General features: G+C 60.7%; 13 protein-coding genes. 9 read left to right on the top strand and 4 right to left on the bottom strand.

Translation table 11 applies throughout. The features are described 5' to 3' along the window. Window positions 1–381: 381 nt before the first annotated feature. Window positions 382–1,971, bottom strand: coding sequence for a DUF1501 domain-containing protein (locus FJ404_10690; GenBank protein MBM3823335.1), 1,590 nt, complete (start codon window positions 1,969–1,971; stop codon window positions 382–384). A 24-nt stretch (window positions 1,972–1,995) separates the two neighbouring features. Further along, complete coding sequence (locus FJ404_10685; protein MBM3823334.1) at window positions 1,996–4,479, bottom strand: DUF1800 family protein; 2,484 nt, start codon at window positions 4,477–4,479, stop codon at window positions 1,996–1,998. A gap of 407 nt (window positions 4,480–4,886) precedes the next feature. On the opposite strand from FJ404_10685, the gene FJ404_10680 reads away from it, so the two are divergent. After that, on the top strand, window positions 4,887–6,227 hold the full coding sequence (locus FJ404_10680; GenBank protein ID MBM3823333.1) for an MFS transporter: 1,341 nt from the start codon (window positions 4,887–4,889) through the stop codon (window positions 6,225–6,227). Between the two features lie 103 nt (window positions 6,228–6,330). Here the strand turns inward: FJ404_10680 and FJ404_10675 are convergent, their stop codons facing one another. After that, window positions 6,331–7,665, bottom strand: coding sequence for a beta-lactamase family protein (locus tag FJ404_10675; GenBank protein ID MBM3823332.1), 1,335 nt, complete (start codon window positions 7,663–7,665; stop codon window positions 6,331–6,333). A 473-nt stretch (window positions 7,666–8,138) separates the two neighbouring features. Here FJ404_10675 and FJ404_10670 point away from each other — a divergent pair, with 473 nt between their 5' ends. Both FJ404_10670 and FJ404_10665 read left to right on the top strand, forming a co-directional pair. Then, window positions 8,139–9,152 (top strand): metallophosphoesterase, encoded by a 1,014-nt coding sequence (locus FJ404_10670; protein ID MBM3823331.1) that lies wholly within the window; start codon window positions 8,139–8,141, stop codon window positions 9,150–9,152. 2 nt (window positions 9,153–9,154) lie between these two features. Further along, window positions 9,155–10,693 (top strand): arylsulfatase, encoded by a 1,539-nt coding sequence (locus FJ404_10665; GenBank protein MBM3823330.1) that lies wholly within the window; start codon window positions 9,155–9,157, stop codon window positions 10,691–10,693. Between the two features lie 148 nt (window positions 10,694–10,841). Here FJ404_10665 and FJ404_10660 read toward each other — a convergent pair whose 3' ends face one another. Further along, window positions 10,842–13,223, bottom strand: a complete 2,382-nt coding sequence (locus FJ404_10660; protein ID MBM3823329.1) for a CRTAC1 family protein — start codon at window positions 13,221–13,223, stop codon at window positions 10,842–10,844. Between the two features lie 333 nt (window positions 13,224–13,556). Between FJ404_10660 and FJ404_10655 the strand changes: the two genes are divergently transcribed. From FJ404_10655 to FJ404_10630, 6 genes are all read left to right on the top strand, one after another. Then, entirely contained in the window at window positions 13,557–13,835 is a 279-nt protein-coding gene (locus FJ404_10655; GenBank protein MBM3823328.1) for a hypothetical protein, read from the top strand. 112 nt (window positions 13,836–13,947) lie between these two features. After that, window positions 13,948–14,325, top strand: a complete 378-nt coding sequence (locus FJ404_10650; protein MBM3823327.1) for an NADH-quinone oxidoreductase subunit A — start codon at window positions 13,948–13,950, stop codon at window positions 14,323–14,325. Between the two features lie 24 nt (window positions 14,326–14,349). Further along, on the top strand, window positions 14,350–14,967 hold the full coding sequence (locus FJ404_10645; GenBank protein ID MBM3823326.1) for an NADH-quinone oxidoreductase subunit B: 618 nt from the start codon (window positions 14,350–14,352) through the stop codon (window positions 14,965–14,967). A 22-nt stretch (window positions 14,968–14,989) separates the two neighbouring features. Then, the gene (locus FJ404_10640) at window positions 14,990–15,640 is read left to right on the top strand and encodes an NADH-quinone oxidoreductase subunit C (GenBank protein MBM3823325.1); all 651 of its coding nucleotides are present in this window, start codon (window positions 14,990–14,992) and stop codon (window positions 15,638–15,640) included. A 98-nt stretch (window positions 15,641–15,738) separates the two neighbouring features. Next, window positions 15,739–16,815: an NADH-quinone oxidoreductase subunit D gene (locus FJ404_10635; protein MBM3823324.1), complete on the top strand. Its 1,077-nt coding sequence runs from the start codon at window positions 15,739–15,741 to the stop codon at window positions 16,813–16,815. A 22-nt stretch (window positions 16,816–16,837) separates the two neighbouring features. Then, entirely contained in the window at window positions 16,838–17,587 is a 750-nt protein-coding gene (locus FJ404_10630; GenBank protein ID MBM3823323.1) for a 4Fe-4S dicluster domain-containing protein, read from the top strand.

Here is a 17,587-nt window from a genome sequence, read left to right as displayed (position 1 = left end):
TACTCCCTCACCCACCGCGCACGCTCCGCGCCGCGGCTCGCCGAAACTCCACCAGGATCGCTCTTCATGCCCTCACCATAACCCATCCCCAGTCCCTCCGAACAGATGCGCCCCGCTTACCGCTTACCTTCAACCCGCCGCAGCACCTTGAAGAATCTGGAGTCTTCCGACCTGTCCGCGCGCTGCGGCTGGTCTCCGACGCAGCCGCGCTCCCCGAGATGAGAATGGCTGTTTCTTTGTCGCTGAGGGACGGTCCTCCGCCGACCCGCCGGCTTCGCCCTGTCCGTTGCGGGAGCGCAGGGAATCGTTCAGCGGGTGGGACAGGATGATCAGGATCGACAGGATGGAAAGGTCCACATCCTTTTCCATCTTGTGCATCGGCTACACGATGCCAATTTCGCCCGCGATCCGGGTGGCGTCCCGGGTCGAGGTGCCGCCGTTTTGCAACGCTTCGCCGGCGACCGTGTAGCCCGGAATGATCCGGTTCAACTGTTCGCTGCTGGCTCCGAGATGATCCCGGATCAACTCGCCGAGCACCGAACGATAATCAATCGAGCGTTTCAGATACCGGTCCCTCACGCCGAACATCGATCCGGTCTGGCCCGTCACCCAGGGCACCGAATCGTTGGGATGGCATCCGAACACGCCGCTGGTGTTGCCCTTGCCAAAGCCTTTGACGGCTCCGCCCCCGACGAACATGACGCCAGCCTCGGCGTGATCCGTGCCACGGTCGGAATTCTCGACGGACGTGCGCCCGAACTCGGACAGCGTGACGATGACCAAATCCTTCCAATGCGTCTTGTCGGCGTATTTCGTGAAGTATTTGCGCAGCGCGTACATCGCCCAGGCAATTCGGCGCTGAAGGTTGGGATGCGATCCGGTGACGGCGCCCTGGCGGCTGTGCGTGTCGAAACCGCCAAACTCCGTGCCAGCCACGATGGCGTCCGTCTTGTTCAGCACCAGCGCGGCGGATTTGAGGCGGTTGAAGAAGCCGTAGGCGCCGGTGTCGACCACGTACTTGTTGGCTTCGGTGCCGCCGCCGGGACGCGTGTAGCCCCCGTTCTTGGCGTTGGACGTGGGGAACAAATGGTAGGGGAAGTCGCCGTCGGTGTTTTCATCATCGAGGAACGTGTTGCCGGCCTCGCTGAAATTCAGACTCGCGAAGATGGCGAGCGTGTCCGTGAGATTCTTGTATTGAAGACCCAGCAAGCCCCGATAGGCCTTGTCCGGAAAAGAGGCGCCGCCGGCCGCGCGGATGGCGGCGTCGGCTTTGGCGTCGCCTGTCGTCGCAGGCACCCCCAGCAGGTTGTAACGATTGGGATCATCCAAATTGGTCATTGCCGCCTGGGAACCGCGCAGGGACAAGGGCAATGAAGATTGGATCGACACGCCGGTGAGCGGCGAGGTGTTGGCCAGTCCCGATTCCACCATCGTGCGGTAGAAGATGCCTTCCTTGGTCAGATTCTTGTTCGGGGTGCCGGTCTCCCAATAGTTCTGAGAATCGAAGTGGGAGCGGGATTGCTTGGGATAACCGACGCGGTGGATGAGGGCCAGTTCACCGGCGTTGTAAACGGGGGCGAGGAACTTGAGGGACGGGTGGAGAGCCGCGAAACCGTTGCCGAGCCGGATGGCGTTGGCATAGGCGAACGTGGCGGCGCTGCCTCCGGATTGCGGAAAGTCGCAAGGGCCGAGTTTGGAGTAATCGGTCGCGGCGTCCTTGGGTATGACCAGGGTGGGGCGGTTGGTCGTGTTGTAGGCGGGATCCTGGATCGGGATGACGGAGTTCAAGCCGTCGTTGGCTCCTCGCAGGAACACGAAGAGCAGTTTCTTGCCATTGAGCCCGATGCGGCCCTGGGTCTGGGCCATGGCTTGCTTCACCACCCAGGGGATATCCACGAGGGTTGAAAGCGCGGTGGCCATGCCGAGCTTGAGGGAACGATCGAAGAACGAACGCCGATTGATAATTTGCATAGGGATCGAGGATTGAGGGTTCGCTTATTGTTCTTGGAACCGGGGGAGGGTCAGCAACATCGCAACCATGCCTCGGACGCGCGTGTCGTAGTTGGCGCTCCCGACCGCAAGGGAAGAGAACAGGGATGCCGTGGTTCCATTGTCCGCGGTGTTCAGAAAATTCACCGCGATGGAGCCATAGGTTTCGAGATTGGCCTTGCCTTCGGCCGAGTAGAGTTCGTCGATGAAGTAGTTCGCCACCGCGGAAGCATCGCCGAGACTGGACGACGGAAGCTTGCGGCGAAGCAAAGCCACGGGATCGCAGGAGGTGCCGGAACCCACGTCGTTGATGCCGGCGGCGGAGCGTTGCGCGGGAGTCAGGAGGAACGCCTGCGCCCAGCGCAGCCGTTCGCCCAGGATGCCGGCGCTGATCCAAGGCGGACCGGCCTCGGGGAAACCATCGGGCTCCGCGCGATCGAACAACTGCATCGCTCCCATACGATTCAGGGCCGATGTGAAATTCCCGTCGGTCGTGGCGGTGTAAGCCCCGTTCGCGTCCACAGCGCTCAGAGCGCGCACCGCGCTGACGGTGAATTCCAGGGGTGTCTTCACCTTCTGCGCCGAGCCGGACTGGGTTCGGAACAGGTCCGAGTTGAAGATGACGGAGAGGACCTGGCGGATCTGGCCTTTCGGGCTGCCATTTTCCCAAGCCTCCATGCATCGGCGCACCAATTTCCCTTCGGGGCTCAGGTTGGGATCCGTGAAATCGTAGCCGGTTTCGAAATCGTCATGCACGAACAACCGGCACAACTTCACGCTGATGAATTCCTGGGTGAAGGGCAGGTCGGCCAGGTGAGCCATGATCTCGTAGCCGTCCTTGATACCGTTGGTGCCGCCGTTGGTCGTGCCCGTGCGAACGGGGAGCCTGAGTTCGTAGGGACGCCCGGCATAAGGCGGCCCGAACCGTTCCGGCACCGTCTTGCCGGGGAAGATGACTTTCTGGCGATTGTTGTGGTTGCCGGGCTTATACACGAACGTCCAGTGCCCGATGAGGTTCGAGACCGAATTCGCGGTCCCGGCGGGGCGATTGGTGGTGCGGGTCTGGAAGGGGTTGTCGGGTTGGTCCACGATATCGACGCCCCAGCCGGTCCAGGCTTTCGAAGTTTCCACGATGTCGTCCTGATCGTAGCCGTTATCCACGCCGAAGGTGAAAAGTTCGAGCAATTCGCGCGCATAGTTTTCGTTGGCGATATTGCTGCCGTTGCCTTTGCTGTCGACCGTGTCGAGGAAGATGATCATGGCCGGGCTTTCGGCGCTGATCTTGAGCAATTCATGAAAGGTGCCGTTGGGACGGAGCAACACCAACCGCCATTTTTTGTTTTCGCGGTATTCGAATTGGGCCGCGAGTTGGTTCATGTAGTCGGCCTGGCTCGAGCTGTAGTAGCGGTCGAGGTAATCCGCGCTCTTGCCGTGTTCAGTGACGAAGTGATTCTCCCAGAACTGAAGCAGGACTTCGAGGAGCTGGCGCCGGGAACGGACCGCGCGCTGAACATGCCATTGCCGGAGATCGTTCAGCGAAGCGCCGCCCAACTCAAGCCGGGTCCCAAGAGTGGGCAAGGGCAGGGGGGTGCTCACGATGCCGTTTTGGGAGAGGCGGACCGTGATGGAGCTCAATTTGCTCGTGCTCGGCAGGATCCAATAACTCAGCGTGTAACGCGAGTTGGCGTTGAGCGAGGGGGTGATGCCCGACTGGGTGATCGCCGAGTTCTCGGTGGATCCGCCCGCGCTTGCCACGACTTTCAGGGACGCGTTGCCGGATTTGGACACGCCGGTGACGATGGCAGAATTGGCATGGTTGGGGGCGATCGCCCAATCGGCGGCGGTCAGGGGCGATTCGAAATCGCCGTTGCGAATGAGGTTTTGCCCCGCGCCCGCGACGGTGCCCGCGACGAGTTTGATGTCATCGATGTGGGCCTCACCGGCGGTGTTAAGGTAAAGGTAAAGCTTCGAACTCGATCCGGTGCCGGTCACGGTCACGTATTGCCAGCCGCCTTGGCCGTTATCGATGCGCACTTCGTCAAAAGGCAGGCTTTCCGTGATGGTTTCCGGCGCCAACTGCTCCGCCAAGTAGGCCTGGGGGCCGATGGAGCGAATCCGATCCAGATCCTCGGGGGACGGCCCGTAGCCCAGTCGATTGAGAATGACCGCGCTGAGCAACTGGTTCGGCGGCACTTCGGTGACTTTGAGGCGGTAAAACCCGATGGGCGTCGTGAGGGGAGAAGTCCAGGCCGTACCACTCAAACTTCCCGAAGCATCGTCCTGGAAGGGTCCGCTGACCGTAGCGCTCGATTGGACCTCGTACTTGTCGGCACCCGGGTGAGGTTTGAACTTGATCGTCTTCTTACCGTCTTTGACCGTGACTTCCGTGACAGCCGGAGGGGTATTCTGGGCCAAGACGCTGGAGAGCAGGATGCCTCCGGCTAAACATGGAGCGGCGAGCGAAAACGTCCGAATCTTCGGCTTGTGCATAGGCTTTGAGGGGGGGATTGAGGCCGGTTGGGTTATAAAGTGATTGCAATAATTAGCAAGTTACATGCCGATGTTCGTCGACTTATCAAAGTCCACCAGAATCGACATTATTGGCAAAATATTTATCATAAAATACTTACGAAATAGTCTTCAAAACCAGACCTGACGAAACCAAGTGCCATCGCTGGTTTAGAAGTCAGATGAGCAAATAGGACACTGTTGTTCTTATCGGTTTGAGGCGGTTGACTGTTGAGCGGGGAACCGGGGCGACAAAATGGAAGAATGGTGTAATCGAAGCTGTCCTAAACGGATGGAGCACGGATACTTCCTGGCGTCCGGAGGCGCGTGAATCGGGCCGCCGGGGGAGATTGGATTGAAACTTGGACATGCCGCCCCAACCAGAGACAATGAAACATCGGTTCCCCGAGGGGATTCGTCACGCCTATAATTTTGGCATTTTCAACGCGTTATCCTACCAAATTGTGTTGGGCAGTCCCATGGTTCTTTACGGCAAGAGCCTCGGGGCCAGTGCCACCGTGTTGGGGATTATAGCAGGGATGATGCCGTTGTTGGTCATTTTTCAGATTCCGGCCGCCAACCATGTTGCCCGCGTGGGTTACAAGCGTTTCGTTTACGCGGGCTGGGGTACGCGGGTCGCCTTCATCTTCGCCATGGCGGCGGTTCCTCTGGCCGGGGTGTTTCTCGAACGTTCCTCGCAGCTCGCCTTATTGTTGTTTTTACTCTTTGGATTCAATCTTTCCCGCGGCATTTCGAGTTGCGCCTGGCTGCCATGGATCACCACCCTGGTGCCGGAGTCCTTACGGGGAAGGTTCTTGGCGCGCGAGGCCGTTTGGGTGAACGCGGCCAGCGTGGCCGCGCTTTTGTTCGCGGCAGCGTGTCTGGGTTCCAACCCGGCTTCCTGGCAATTCGCGATCGTCTTCGGGTTTAGCGCCGCCATGGGCGCGGTGAGTTTGAAGCACTTGAAAGCCATTCCCGACGCGGCTCCGCCAGAGGATCCCGCCCGGAACAATGCCACACCGGTTCCCTGGCTGGACATCGCGGGTCATCCTCCGTTCCGAAAACTGCTGATCTTCAACGTGGCCTGGGCGGTGGCCTACGGTGGCATGAACACCTTCTCAGTCGCATTTCTGAAATCTGAGGCTCAGTTGACCGAAGGCCGCATTCTGCTGCTCACGGCGCTTTCCTTTCTGGGCGGGCTTTCGGGGCTCTGGCTGTTCGAATCGAAAACCGATCGTTTCGGAAGCAAGCCGGTGGTTTCCGGAGCGCTGGGCGTTTGGATCATGGTGGCGGGTGTTTGGACGTTGCTGGCCGGTCAAACGGTGCCGGCCAGCGTGGCCATCGTCGCGGCCCTGCAAGTCGCCATGGGATTCGCGTTCGCCCTGGTCAACATGAACAACACGCGGCTGGCGATGGTCCTTGCCCCGCCGATGGGACGAAGCCACTTTTTCGCGCTGTTCTCCGTGGTCTTCAATGTGACGCTGGGATTGGCGCCGATCGGCTGGGGACTTTTGATCGACGCGATGGGACACATTTCGACGGGGAACTCCGTCTTCGCGGTCAATCGTTACAGCGTCTTTTTCGCGCTCGTTCTCGTCAGCTTCGCCGCGGCGCTGGTGCTTTGCCGTAACATTGAAGAACCCAAGGCGCGGCCCCTGGATGAATTGCTGCGCGAAACCTTGCTCCAGTCCAAACTCCGCTACTGGTTGCGGCTCTGGCCGCGATGGTGACGGGATATTTGATCCGCCCGAGGGGGGCTGTGTCGATCATCCACCCGCTGCGGGCGGCGGTGGAGGCGGGGATCAAACGCAATCCGAGCCTCGGGTCCGGCCATCAATCGTCGATGGCCTGCTGCACCAGGAGACGAAATTTCCAGCCGGTATCATCGGCACCCCCTTGAGTTTGTTTCATCAGCACGCCGACGGTCTTCTCGACCGGATCGGCAAAATACTGGGTGTTGAAGTATCCGCCCCAATCGAACGTGCCAGCGGTGCCTTCCCCGCCCCGGCCTTGTCCCTTTTCGGTCAGCACACCAAAGGCCAAACCGTAATGTTTCATCCCGCCGCCAAACAAGTCGCCCACTTGATTGCGCATGATTGTTTCTACCGTGGTCCGGCTCAGGATGCGCTTGCCGTTGAGTTCACCTCCGTTGAGGTACATTTGCAGAAAGGTGGCGTAATCGAGAGCCGTGCTGCAGAGGCCGGCGCCGCCCGAGAAGAAGGACTTGGCGCCTTTGATCGGGTAATCCGGGTCATAAAAGGTCACCGGGTACCGCACCCAGGTCCCGTTTTCCGGTTTTTGCACGGTCACCAAGCGGCTCGCTTTCTCTGCGGGCAGATAGAACGCGGTGTCTTTCATGCCCAGCGGATCGAAAAGCCGGGTCTTCAGAAACACGTCGAACGGCAGTCCGGAAACGACCTCGATAAAATAGCCCAGCACGTCGAGTCCTTCGCTGTAAGTGTACTTTTCTCCCGGATGGTGGTGGAGGGGCAGGGCGGCAAGCCTCTTCACGCTTTCCGCAATCGTGATGCGCTCGGTGGTGAACAAATCGACCACGCCCGCCTTGGCGTAGATTTTTCTCATGCGCGCATCTCCGTCGATCACTCCATAACCGATCCCGGACGTGTGAGTCAGCAAGTGGCGGAGGGTGATGGGCTTCTTCGCCGGAGTCGTGGTCCAGGTGACATCCTGCTCATTGAAGGTGTTGAGCACACCCGCATTCTTGAATTCGGGAATGAATTTCGAAACAGGATCGTCCAGCTGAAACCGGCCCTCCTCCCACAGAATCATGACCGCCGTGGCGGTGATGGCCTTGGTTTGGGATGCGATGCGGAAAATATCGTCCCGTTTCAAGGGTCGCCTGGAGGCATGATCAGCCAGGCCGAACGCTTTGTGGTAAACGATGCGGCCACGGCGCGCGACGAGCGCGACCGCCCCGGGAATGCGCTGTTCGGCAATCGCCTTTTCCAGAGCCTGGTCCACGCGCAGCAGGCGTTCCTTCGACATGCCGGCGCCAGCGGGGGCGGATTCTCGCAGGGGCGGCGAAGAACGGGAGGAGCGAGTTTGAGCCAGAGCGAGGGACGAAAAGCCGGCCGGACCGGCGAGGAGAAGCCCGGCCAGCAAACTATTCAGAGCAGGAGCGCGAGCCACGAGTGCGGGGATTTGCATGAGCGGAAGCTGGCAGATTTCCGGAGCCGAGGGAAGGAGGTTGCTCAGCTCGGCCCATTATTCGATCCCCCTAATCCACGGATACGGGGGGCATTTGCCCACGAATCTCACGAATCCCACGGATGAAAACAGGCTTTCGGTGGGTTCGGTGAGAATCAGGATCTTCGACCGTCGGGATGGAACTCCAGGACAGAGAGGAATTCTTCCTCCATCCGTATCATCCGTGTGTTCCGTGGCTGCCCCAGGAAAGGCTCAGCGGTTATCCGTGGAACAGGGATCCCGCCCCCAGTCGTTCTCATTCTGTCTCGGAGCGCAGCTGTGTCGTCCGGCGACCTGCTGCAGCACGTTGAGAAATCTGGAGTCTTCCGATCTGTCCGCGCGCTGCGGCTGGTCTTCGGCACAGCCGCGCTCCGCAAGATGAGAATTGTTGCCCCGCGCCTCTTGCTCGTCGCGCGCAAAAGTGCTCCAATTGCATGGCCTCCATGAACCGAAGATTCTTCGCCCAGACTTGCGCTCTGGCCGCGGCCCTGCCGAGGGTGGGTGCGACGACGCCCTCTCCACGTGACCAGGACCGCCGGCCCTCGTTCCGCGCTCCCTTCTCGTTAGATGCCGAACGGGTGCGATTCACTTCCTCCGCCTTTCCCCAACGGGTGAAGTGCTTCATGATGGCGGATACTCATTTATTTATCGACGACGAGCGCGGCGAACCATATCGCAGGTTCAGCGCGCGCATGGCCAAGGCCTACAATCAAACCAAGCACTTTCAAACCGGGGCGGCCACGCATCCCAACGAGGCCTTCGTGCAAGGATTGGCGCTGGCCAAGGAAAGCGGCGCCGACTTGGTCGCTTTGATCGGCGATATCTTCAGTTTTCCCTCGGAGGCGGCGGTAGAATGGACCCTGGCCCGGCTCGCGGAAGCAGGACTGCCTTTCGCTTATGTGGCGGGGAATCATGACTGGCATTACGAAGGCATGGAGGGCTCATTGGAAGAGTTGCGCCAGACGTGGATCGAACGGCGGCTCAAGCCGCTCTACCAAGGCCGGCACCCGCTGATGAGCGCGGTCGAAGTTCGGGGAATCCGGTTTCTGTTCCTCGACAATTCCCACTACGAAATTCTCCCCGGCCAACTGGAGTTTTTTCGCGAGCAAGTCCGCTCCGGAAATCCCCTGGCCCTGATGGTTCACATTCCGCTGTATGCCCCGGGCCGTTCCGTCGGGTTTGGCTGCGGCCATCCCGAATGGGGCGCGAAGTCGGATCGAAACTTCGAACTGGAAAGGCGTCCGCGCTGGCCGGAGGGAGGCCATACCGAGGCCACGAAGCAGTTTCATCGCGAAGTTTTCGCGGCGCCGAATCTGGCGGGTGTTTTTGCGGGCCACATTCACCGGCCTTCGCTCGACGTGGTGCAGGGCATTCCCCAGTTCGTGATGGAGGCCAATGCGACCGGGGCGTTCATGACCGCGGAGTTCATCCCCGAATCGAAAACGTGAGGATGAGGCTCGCTTGGAAAGGGATCTTTGGGTTTGGGGGGTGGCTCCTGATCGGGCTTCTGCTCGTCCCGAGGGCGCGGGCGGCGGACAAGCCTCGCCTGAACGTGGTATTCATGCTGGCGGACGACCTTGGCTGGGGAGAATTGGGTTGCTACGGGCAAAGGCGGATTCCCACGCCGCATTTGGATCGCTTGGCCGGCCAGGGCATGCGCTGGACCCAGCATTACAGCGGGGCGCCGGTCTGCGCGCCATCGAGATGCGTCCTCATGACAGGCAAGCATTCAGGCAACGCTGAAATTCGCGGGAATCTCCCGGCCAAGGCCCGGTTTCCCGAGTTTAGCGAAGGCCAGCATCCGCTCACCGAAAGCGCCTTGACGCTGCCACAGTTGTTTCAACGCGCCGGGTACTCCACCGGGGCCATGGGCAAATGGGGGCTTGGACCCGTGGGGAGCACCGGCGAACCGAATCGCAAAGGAATCGACCTTTTCTTCGGCTACAACTGCCAGTCCATCGCCCACAGTTACTTCCCAACTCACCTTTGGCGAAATCGAGAGCGTGTCTTCATCAATCCCCAACCCGTCCCCGGCCATCGCAAACAACTCGAAGGCGAGATCCGCCTCGAAGACACCCAGGGCAAAACCTACGCTCCGAGCCTCATGATGGCGGAAGCGGAAAAGTTCATCGCGACTCATCGTGACCGGCCTTTCTTCCTTTATCTTCCGTTCATCGAACCTCACGTCGCCATGCACCCGCTGCGGAAATCCCTGGACCGCTTTCCCGCGTCTTGGGATACGAACGTCTATCGTGGTGAGAACAACTATCTGCCGCATCCCCGTCCGCGGGCCGCCTACGCCGCGATGATCTCGGACCTGGATGGCTATGTGGGACGGGTGCTCGAGGCCTTGGACAAGGCGAATTTGGCCGACCGCACGCTGGTGATCTTCAGCAGCGACAACGGCACCACGCACCCGGGAACCGGCCATCACGACTTCCACATCGGCGGTGTGGACGCGCGATTCTTCAACAGCACCGCGGGTCTGCGCGGCTACAAGGGCAGCGTCTACGAGGGAGGCTTGCGCGTGCCGATGATCGCCAGGCTTCCTCAAACCATCCCGGCGGGGACGGTCAACGCGTCCCCCACTTACTTCGCCGACTGGCTGCCCACACTGTGCGAGGCGGCCCAACTCCCCAAACCGGAAAACCTCGATGGGGAGAGCTTCTGGCCGGCCTTGAAGACCGCGACCTACCGGACCCGCGCGCGGCCTATGATCTGGGCGTTTCCCGAGTACGGAGGCCAGGTGGCCGTCCGCATCGGCGACATGAAAGTGGTCCGGCAAAAACTGAAATCAAAAGCACCCGGTCCTTGGGAAGTGTACGACTTGTCCAAGGACCCCTCGGAATCCATCGATTTGGCAGCGAGCCAGCAACCGCTCGTTGAGCAGGCCAAGGCGTTGCTCAAACGTGAAGTTCGCGAGAACCCTGTTTTTCCGCTCGACGTCCTGGTGGAGCCCGGAGTCGCTCCGCCTGTTGCGGCGCCATAACATGCGTTCCCATCTGGCGGCCTGATCAACCCGGAAAGGGTAGTTGATCCGCATCTCAACGCTGATCAATGGCCGTTTTCAGCCAAGAACTCCGTCGGGCCGGGGTGCGGAACGGTGAGTAACTGCACCATCAAGTTAGTCGGGAGGATCAAGGCTTGGGGCCGGACGACCGGGGCGCGATCGAGACCGGATGATATTTTCCCAAATCGCGAAAGTGAAGTTCGCTCGTCGCGCCGCCGATCCAGCGCAGTCGCACGTTCTCCACGACGTTGGAGGGGCCTAATCCGAAATGCAGTTTCTGAGAGTGTTGGGATCGATAAGAATCGCCATTCACCCACTCGCGCATTTGAAGTCCGCCCCCTTGCGAATCCATCAACTCGACTCGCACGCCCGGGGCGGCGGCCTCTCCTTCGAGTTGGAAGCCGACCCACCGGCGCCCCGGTGTCTCCAGGCGATTGAGGTAAATCCGCACGCTTTGGCGGGAATCCGGCCACGGCTCGAAACAGGTCAGGACCACATCGACGCGCCCGTCGCGATCCAGGTCTTCGGCCACCACATTGCGCGTGTCGTTCTCCAAGCCCAGCCCCAGCAGATGCGCGGCCTCGAGGAAGCGATCTCCGTCCCGAAGAAAAAAACGGTTCTTGTCGTAACCACCGTAGGATTGGCCCCGCCCTCGCGTGCGCGTGAAAACCGATTTGAAATAGAGATAATGGAGCGGGTCCTCGCGCGATTGCCCCACGTAGGCGTCATGCAACCAATACTGACTTTCATAGTCCGTGACCGAATCCCGGCTCTCCAGCCCGTTGCCCACATAAACGTCAAGATGGCCGTCGTTGTCGAAATCCAACACGGCGCAACCCCACGACCAGCCCGAATTCGCGACGGCATCGCTCAACGCCGTCTCGCTCCAGATCATTTCCGGGGACGACAAAAAGAGCCGGTTCCCACGCGTCATGGCGGCGCGGGCGCCCCGACGCCGGGGATCGGTTTCCCGCCACAATCCCAAACCCTCGAGCCGGCTCGCGGTGGGCGAGGTCATGCCGATCATGAACAGGTCGAGCCGCCCGTCCTCATTGAAATCCGCCAGCGCATGCGCCATCCCAAACGCGCGCCGCTCGCCGAACCACTGCGTGGACACGTCCTCGAATCGACCTCGGCCATCATTCCGAAAGACATCCAGTCCGGCAAAGTCACTGATCACGGCCAAGTCCAAATCCCGGTCGCCGTCCAGATCGGTGAAAGAGGCACTGTAGGTTCGTCGAAACCTCCTGGCGCCCAATCCCGCGGAGACCGTGGCTTCGCGAAAGCTCCCGGCCCCCTCGTTGATCAGCAGGAACGAGGGGTGTCCGTCATTGGCGTCGTCAAAGGGTGTGGGCATGGAGCCTTCCTCGTAAGGCACACGATACTGGGCGATGAAAAGATCCGCGTCGCCGTCGCTATCCACGTCTCCGCTCGTCATCGCCATCGCGTGTTTGAGTTCGGCCGGGGCCGGCCACACGAGGCGGGGAGGCTGGTCAAACCGGGGCGATCCATCGCCGGAATACAACATCAGGCCGCGATCGCCCAAAACCAGCAAATCCACGAACGCGTCACCGTTGAATCCGCCCAGCAAGGCACAAGCCATGAGCCCAGGAGCGTGCGCGCATAAAGAACCTCCAAGGTAACCGCCATCGGCTTGCCGTCGATAAACAAGGTTCAAATTCGCCAGCATAATTTCGGAATATCCATCCTCGTCCAAGTCGAACACGAGCAGGGGATCGATCGAATACGCGTTCCTCGGCGGGGCCAGCCGGTCCTGCCAATGGAGCTGAAAAGCCGCCGGCCCCTGGCGCGTCGCCAGTGACAAGCGTGACGCATCGATGTTCTGGATCCCCGGAGCCGGGGAGCTGGAACCCGACTTGGCCCACGCGAGCCGAAGCGGACCTTCCAAGCTCGCCCGTGCCATCCCGCTTCCATGAACCAAGTGGGCCGAAAAATAGAACTCGCTCGACGCTGGAGCCGCTTCGGTTTCCGGCCTAAACCGAAGATGCCTGAACTCGACCTGCAGCAAAGCCCAGCCCTCGATCCGCCAGCGTTCCAGAAACGCAGGCCATTGCTCCACACCAATGGTCCGCGGCTTTCCCGAGGGAAAATGGAGCTGAATGGAGTGCGGAGCCGCCCGGGGCGGATGGAAGACCGGCATGTCGAGGGTCGCGAACTCCAGGCGGGCCAAGGCGGCCAGCTTGTTCGTGGATCGGTTGACCGAGTCCCAAAACGCTTCGATGACCTGGCCGTGCTGCTGGGCGACGAGTTCGGGTTTCCAGAGCGTTTCGTCGAAGTGCCGCTCGCGCGCTTCGAGTTGCTCCAGTTGCCTGGCGAACTCCGGCGTGACGGCACCCCTCGCCGCAGGATCGGACTGCTTCGGGCCAATGGACGCCGAGCCATTTTGGGGAGTGTGTGACCGCCAAAAAAGAATCCCCGCCAAAACCAGGCCGCCCCATGCGATCCCCCAAGCGCATCGCTGGGCCAACGTTGAAAGCGGGCGGCTCATGAAGGGCGAATGGAACCCTTGCCGCGGCAGCCCTGCGGTTCTAATTCGTGCTCCATGGAACGTCCGTTCGGAGCACCGCGTTGTCTTGGTAACGCAGACAGCCCTGTCTGCTGTAGCGCAGGCTGCCCAGCCTGCGGGGCGACGAACGAAACCACGCGCGTGGAAAGAATGGAGGGGCCTCGTTCTTCACCCGCCGGGCCGCCGGGCCGTCGGCGATACGGCAGACTCGGCAGCCTGCGCCACACGACAGACCACTTCGGGAGGCACCGGTACGTCAGGGCCAACCGTTTGAAGACTTGCGGTCTTCCAGGCCGGCGGTCATAATGCCCTTTTATGGCGCACCCTTCCAAAAAGAATCCGAGCCGCAAGGGCAAAGCACTCCTGCTCGGTGTCGGCCTTGATTCCGACGGCCACAAGCGCGTGACGACAGGACCGAATTTCGCGCTGGTCGGAGGTTCGAAGGACACCCATGAAGAGATGACGGAGAAAGCGGTGAAGATCAATGAGAAGCTCGCGGCCAAAGGCAAACAACTGCACGAAGTCAGCCGCGAGGAATTTGATGATATCGCCCGTTCCGTCGGACTCCGCCGCGAGGAACCTCATCAGAACTGATTGCATTACGGGTTAGATTTGCTTCTAAGGGTCCCGGTTCCTTGACCATCGAAAGCCGGGGAGGGTAATTTTCCCGCGCCCAAGTCGATCAAAGCTCGGCCGGCGAGTGCCCATGACAGGTTCCTATTCTACCAACGAATTTCTGGCCGTCCTGCTGTTGGTTGCGATCCTCTTCCCGATCGGCCCCCTCTTGGCGGCCTGGTCGTGGGCGAAGTTCATGTGCCCCGCCAAACCGGGTCCGCACAAAAATGCCATCTACGAATGCGGCCTGGAGTCGAAGGGAGACGCCTGGGTGCAGTTTCGTTCCGAGTATTACCTTTACGCTTTGATTTTCCTGGTTTTCGACGTGGAGACTCTTTTTCTGCTGCCTTTCGCCGCCGCCTTCAAAGGACTTCCTCTGGGCGCGTTTGCCGCCATGCTTTTCTTTCTGTTGCTGTTGGTTGAAGGACTGGTCTGGGCATGGAGAAAGGGGTTGCTGGCCTGGAAATAGATTCCGGACCGGCACCAGCATCGCATGATCGACGAGGGACTTCGCAACGAGCTCAGCAAGCAAGGGGTGGTTGTCACCGGGTTCCAGGACCTCTACAACTGGGGCCGCAAGAATTCCCTTTGGCCCATGCAGTTCGGCCTAGCCTGCTGCGCGATTGAAATGATCGCCACCGCCATGGCCCGCTTCGATCTCTCCCGCTTCGGTTCGGAGGTCTTTCGCAATTCCCCACGGCAATCGGATCTGATGATTGTCGCCGGCACGGTGACCAAGAAAATGGCCCCCCAAGTGGTTCGACTCTACAATCAGATGTCCGAACCGAAATATGTCATCGCCATGGGCGCCTGCGCGATCTCCGGAGGCCCCTTCAAGCAGGGATACAACGTCTTGAAAGGCATTGACCGCTTCATCCCCGTGGATGTGCACATCCCCGGGTGCCCGCCCCGTCCCGAGGCGCTGCTTCACGCGCTCATCACCCTTCAAGAGAAAATCTCGAAAGAGACCTTCACGGGCCCCGGTCGCCCCCGCCATTTGGACCCCAACGCCCCGAGTGAATTCCCGATTCCGGTCTGCGGACCGGACGACCTGACTCCCCCGAGCAATCCCGAGGTGTGGCGTCCGCCCACCATGGTCCGGGAGGATTGAGTTTCATTTGCACGGCTCCCGCATGGAATCGCTGGAAGAGATCAAGGCTCGCGTCGAAGCCTCCGTCACCGGAGCCGCGGTCGAGATCGTGCCGAACGATGCCCCCTGCCAGCAGCGTTCTTTGCGGGTGGGACGCGAGAAAGCCCGGGAAGTGGCCGAATTCCTGCGTGACGATCCCCGACTGCGGCTCGATTACGCCTCGAACGCGACGGGAGTGGATTGGCCCGACACGGTGACCAAGCAGAAGGTCAAAGTGAAGAAGCAGATCAACGGTGTGGAACAAGAGGTCGAGGAGACCCTCGAAGAACGCAAGCCGGGTTGCCTTGAGGCGGTCTATCACCTTTATTCCATGGCCTTGAAGCAAGGCCCCGTGATCCTGCGCGTTCGCACGGCGGATCGAATGCAAGGAGTGCATCTCCCATCCCTGACCCCGGTGTGGAGGGGTGCCGAGTTTCAAGAGAGGGAGATTTACGACCTTTACGGCATTGTCTTCGACGGACATCCGGACTTGCGGCGGCTGCTCATGTGGGAGGGTTACCGGCATCATCCGATGCGCAAGGATTTCGTCGAGCCCGACGACTACGAATACGAACCCACGCCCCACGATGAGGTGCTCGAAAAGGCCAAAGCGCATTATCCCGCCGACGGGGGCACTCAGGGAGGCACCGCGTGAGTGTCCATTCTCCCACGGTGCCCGCCGACACCCGCGCGCGACTTTCGCCCCGCGCTCACGATGATTCCGGGCTTGGGAACGAGTTTCTGGAGGTTTCCATGGGACCGCAGCATCCGTCCACCCATGGCGTGTTTCGCATGGACGTGGTGCTGGACGGGGAACGCATCGTCAAACTGAAGCCGGTGTTCGGCTATCTCCATCGCAACCACGAAAAAATCGCGGAAGCCACGACCTATTTGGGGTCGATGCCTTACACCGACCGGCTCGACTATTTCTGCTCGATCACGAACAACTGGGCTTACGCGCTGGCGGTGGAAAAACTGGCCGGCTTGAACGTGCCCGAGCGCGCCGAATACATCCGCATCATCACCGCGGAATTGACCCGGCTCCTGAATCACACTTGCCTGCTCGGTTTCCTGGCGCAGGACATGGGCGCCCTCGGCACTCCGCTCATGTACGCCTTCCGCGAGCGGGAGAAAATTCTCGACCTGTTCGAAGCCCTCACCGGCGCGCGCATGATGTGCAACTACATGCGTTTCGGCGGTTGCCGGGTGGACCTGCCCCCGGGCTGGATCGAACAAGCGGCTCGGGTGGTCGATGGCTATCCCCGATTCCTTGAAGAGTTCGAGCGGTTGCTGACCGGGAACGAGATTCTCATGGCCCGCACGCAAGGCGTCGGCATCCTGCCCGCCGCCCTGGCGGTCAACGCCAGCATCACGGGGCCCATGCTGCGCGCCTCGGGCGTCGATTATGACCTTCGCAAAACGGATCCATACGGAATTTACGGGCGGTTCCCATTCCGCGTGCCTCTGGGCGCGCAGGGCGACGTGTATGACCGCCTCATGATCCGGCTGCTGGAAATGGGCGAATCGATCAAGATCCTCAAACAGGCCATCCAAGAGCTCCCGGGCGGCCCGATTGTCGATCCGAAGGCGAAACTTCGCGCCTTCAAACCCAAGGCGGGCGAGGCTTATGGACGCATCGAGGCGCCGAAGGGCGAGCTCGGTTTTTATCTCATCAGCGACGGCTCGGCCAATCCCTACCGTTATCGCGTTCGCCCGCCCAGCCTCATCAACCTGACCATCCTCGAGGACATGTGCCTGGGCCATACCATCGCCGATGTCGTGGTGATCTTGGGCAGCGTGGACATCGTGCTCGGGGAAGTGGATCGATGAAGCGTCTGGAAAGCGAGGACCTATGCTAGGAACCGGCATCGTCAAAGGCATGGTCGAAACGGCACGCAACCTCGTCGGCAGTTACACCGACCCGGATCGCTTCGTGACCGTGGAATATCCGGAACAGCGCCTTCCCATGAAGGAAAACGCGCGTCAGTTCCCGTTTCTGGTCCATGACGGTGACGACCCGATGCTCGGCCTGCGCTGCGTCGCCTGCCAGATCTGCGAGAAGGAATGTCCGCCCCAGTGCATTTACATCGTCAAGGACACCGTCAAAAAACCGGACTACATCGGCAAGCTCCAGTTCCAGCCCAAGATTTTCGACATCGACATCTCGGTCTGCATGAGCTGCCAGATTTGCGTGGAAGTTTGCCCGTTCGAGGCCATCAAGATGGACCAGGACTTCGAATGGAGCCGCTCCGATCGATTCGAGGGACTCCTCCTCCACAAGACCGACCTCGCAAAATCCAACGCCCATTACAATAAGATCCACCCCGCAGAAGCCGCCGAGGTGGACCGCAAACTTGCGGAGGACAAGGTGAAGGCGGAGGCCAAAGCCAAAGCGGATGCCGAGGCCAAGGCGAAAGCAGCGGAAGCCAAAGCGAAAGCCGCCGCCGCCGCGCCAGCCGCGACCGCGGTTCCCGCCGCCAAGCCTTCGGATGTTCCGCCACCCGCGCCACCCGCCGCGGCTCCTGCCGCCAAGCCTCAGGCTCAACCCTCGGTTCCGTCCAGACCGCCGACACCGGCCGCCCCGGACGCCCCCAAGCCCTGA

It is taken from the genome of Verrucomicrobiota bacterium (assembly GCA_016871495.1).
Lineage (GTDB): Bacteria > Verrucomicrobiota > Verrucomicrobiia > Limisphaerales > VHDF01 > VHDF01.
The sequence above is the reverse complement of the archived record's forward strand: the minus strand, read 5'-3'. Positions and strand labels throughout refer to the sequence as shown.

Bases quoted from the DNA above. Each gene is read 5' to 3' on its own strand.
- FJ404_10690 (MBM3823335.1), bottom strand. From the start codon at position 1,971: ATGCAAATTATCAATCGGCGTTCGTTCTTCGATCGTTCCCTCAAGCTC.
- FJ404_10685 (MBM3823334.1), bottom strand. From the start codon at position 4,479: ATGCACAAGCCGAAGATTCGGACGTTTTCGCTCGCCGCTCCATGTTTA.
- FJ404_10660 (MBM3823329.1), bottom strand. From the start codon at position 13,223: ATGAGCCGCCCGCTTTCAACGTTGGCCCAGCGATGCGCTTGGGGGATC.
- FJ404_10665 (MBM3823330.1), top strand. From the start codon at position 9,155: ATGAGGCTCGCTTGGAAAGGGATCTTTGGGTTTGGGGGGTGGCTCCTG.
- FJ404_10630 (MBM3823323.1), top strand. From the start codon at position 16,838: ATGCTAGGAACCGGCATCGTCAAAGGCATGGTCGAAACGGCACGCAAC.
- FJ404_10645 (MBM3823326.1), top strand. From the start codon at position 14,350: ATGATCGACGAGGGACTTCGCAACGAGCTCAGCAAGCAAGGGGTGGTT.
- FJ404_10650 (MBM3823327.1), top strand. From the start codon at position 13,948: ATGACAGGTTCCTATTCTACCAACGAATTTCTGGCCGTCCTGCTGTTG.
- FJ404_10635 (MBM3823324.1), top strand. From the start codon at position 15,739: ATGGGACCGCAGCATCCGTCCACCCATGGCGTGTTTCGCATGGACGTG.
- FJ404_10655 (MBM3823328.1), top strand. From the start codon at position 13,557: ATGGCGCACCCTTCCAAAAAGAATCCGAGCCGCAAGGGCAAAGCACTC.
- FJ404_10640 (MBM3823325.1), top strand. From the start codon at position 14,990: ATGGAATCGCTGGAAGAGATCAAGGCTCGCGTCGAAGCCTCCGTCACC.
- FJ404_10675 (MBM3823332.1), bottom strand. From the start codon at position 7,665: ATGCAAATCCCCGCACTCGTGGCTCGCGCTCCTGCTCTGAATAGTTTG.
- FJ404_10670 (MBM3823331.1), top strand. From the start codon at position 8,139: ATGGCCTCCATGAACCGAAGATTCTTCGCCCAGACTTGCGCTCTGGCC.
- FJ404_10680 (MBM3823333.1), top strand. From the start codon at position 4,887: ATGAAACATCGGTTCCCCGAGGGGATTCGTCACGCCTATAATTTTGGC.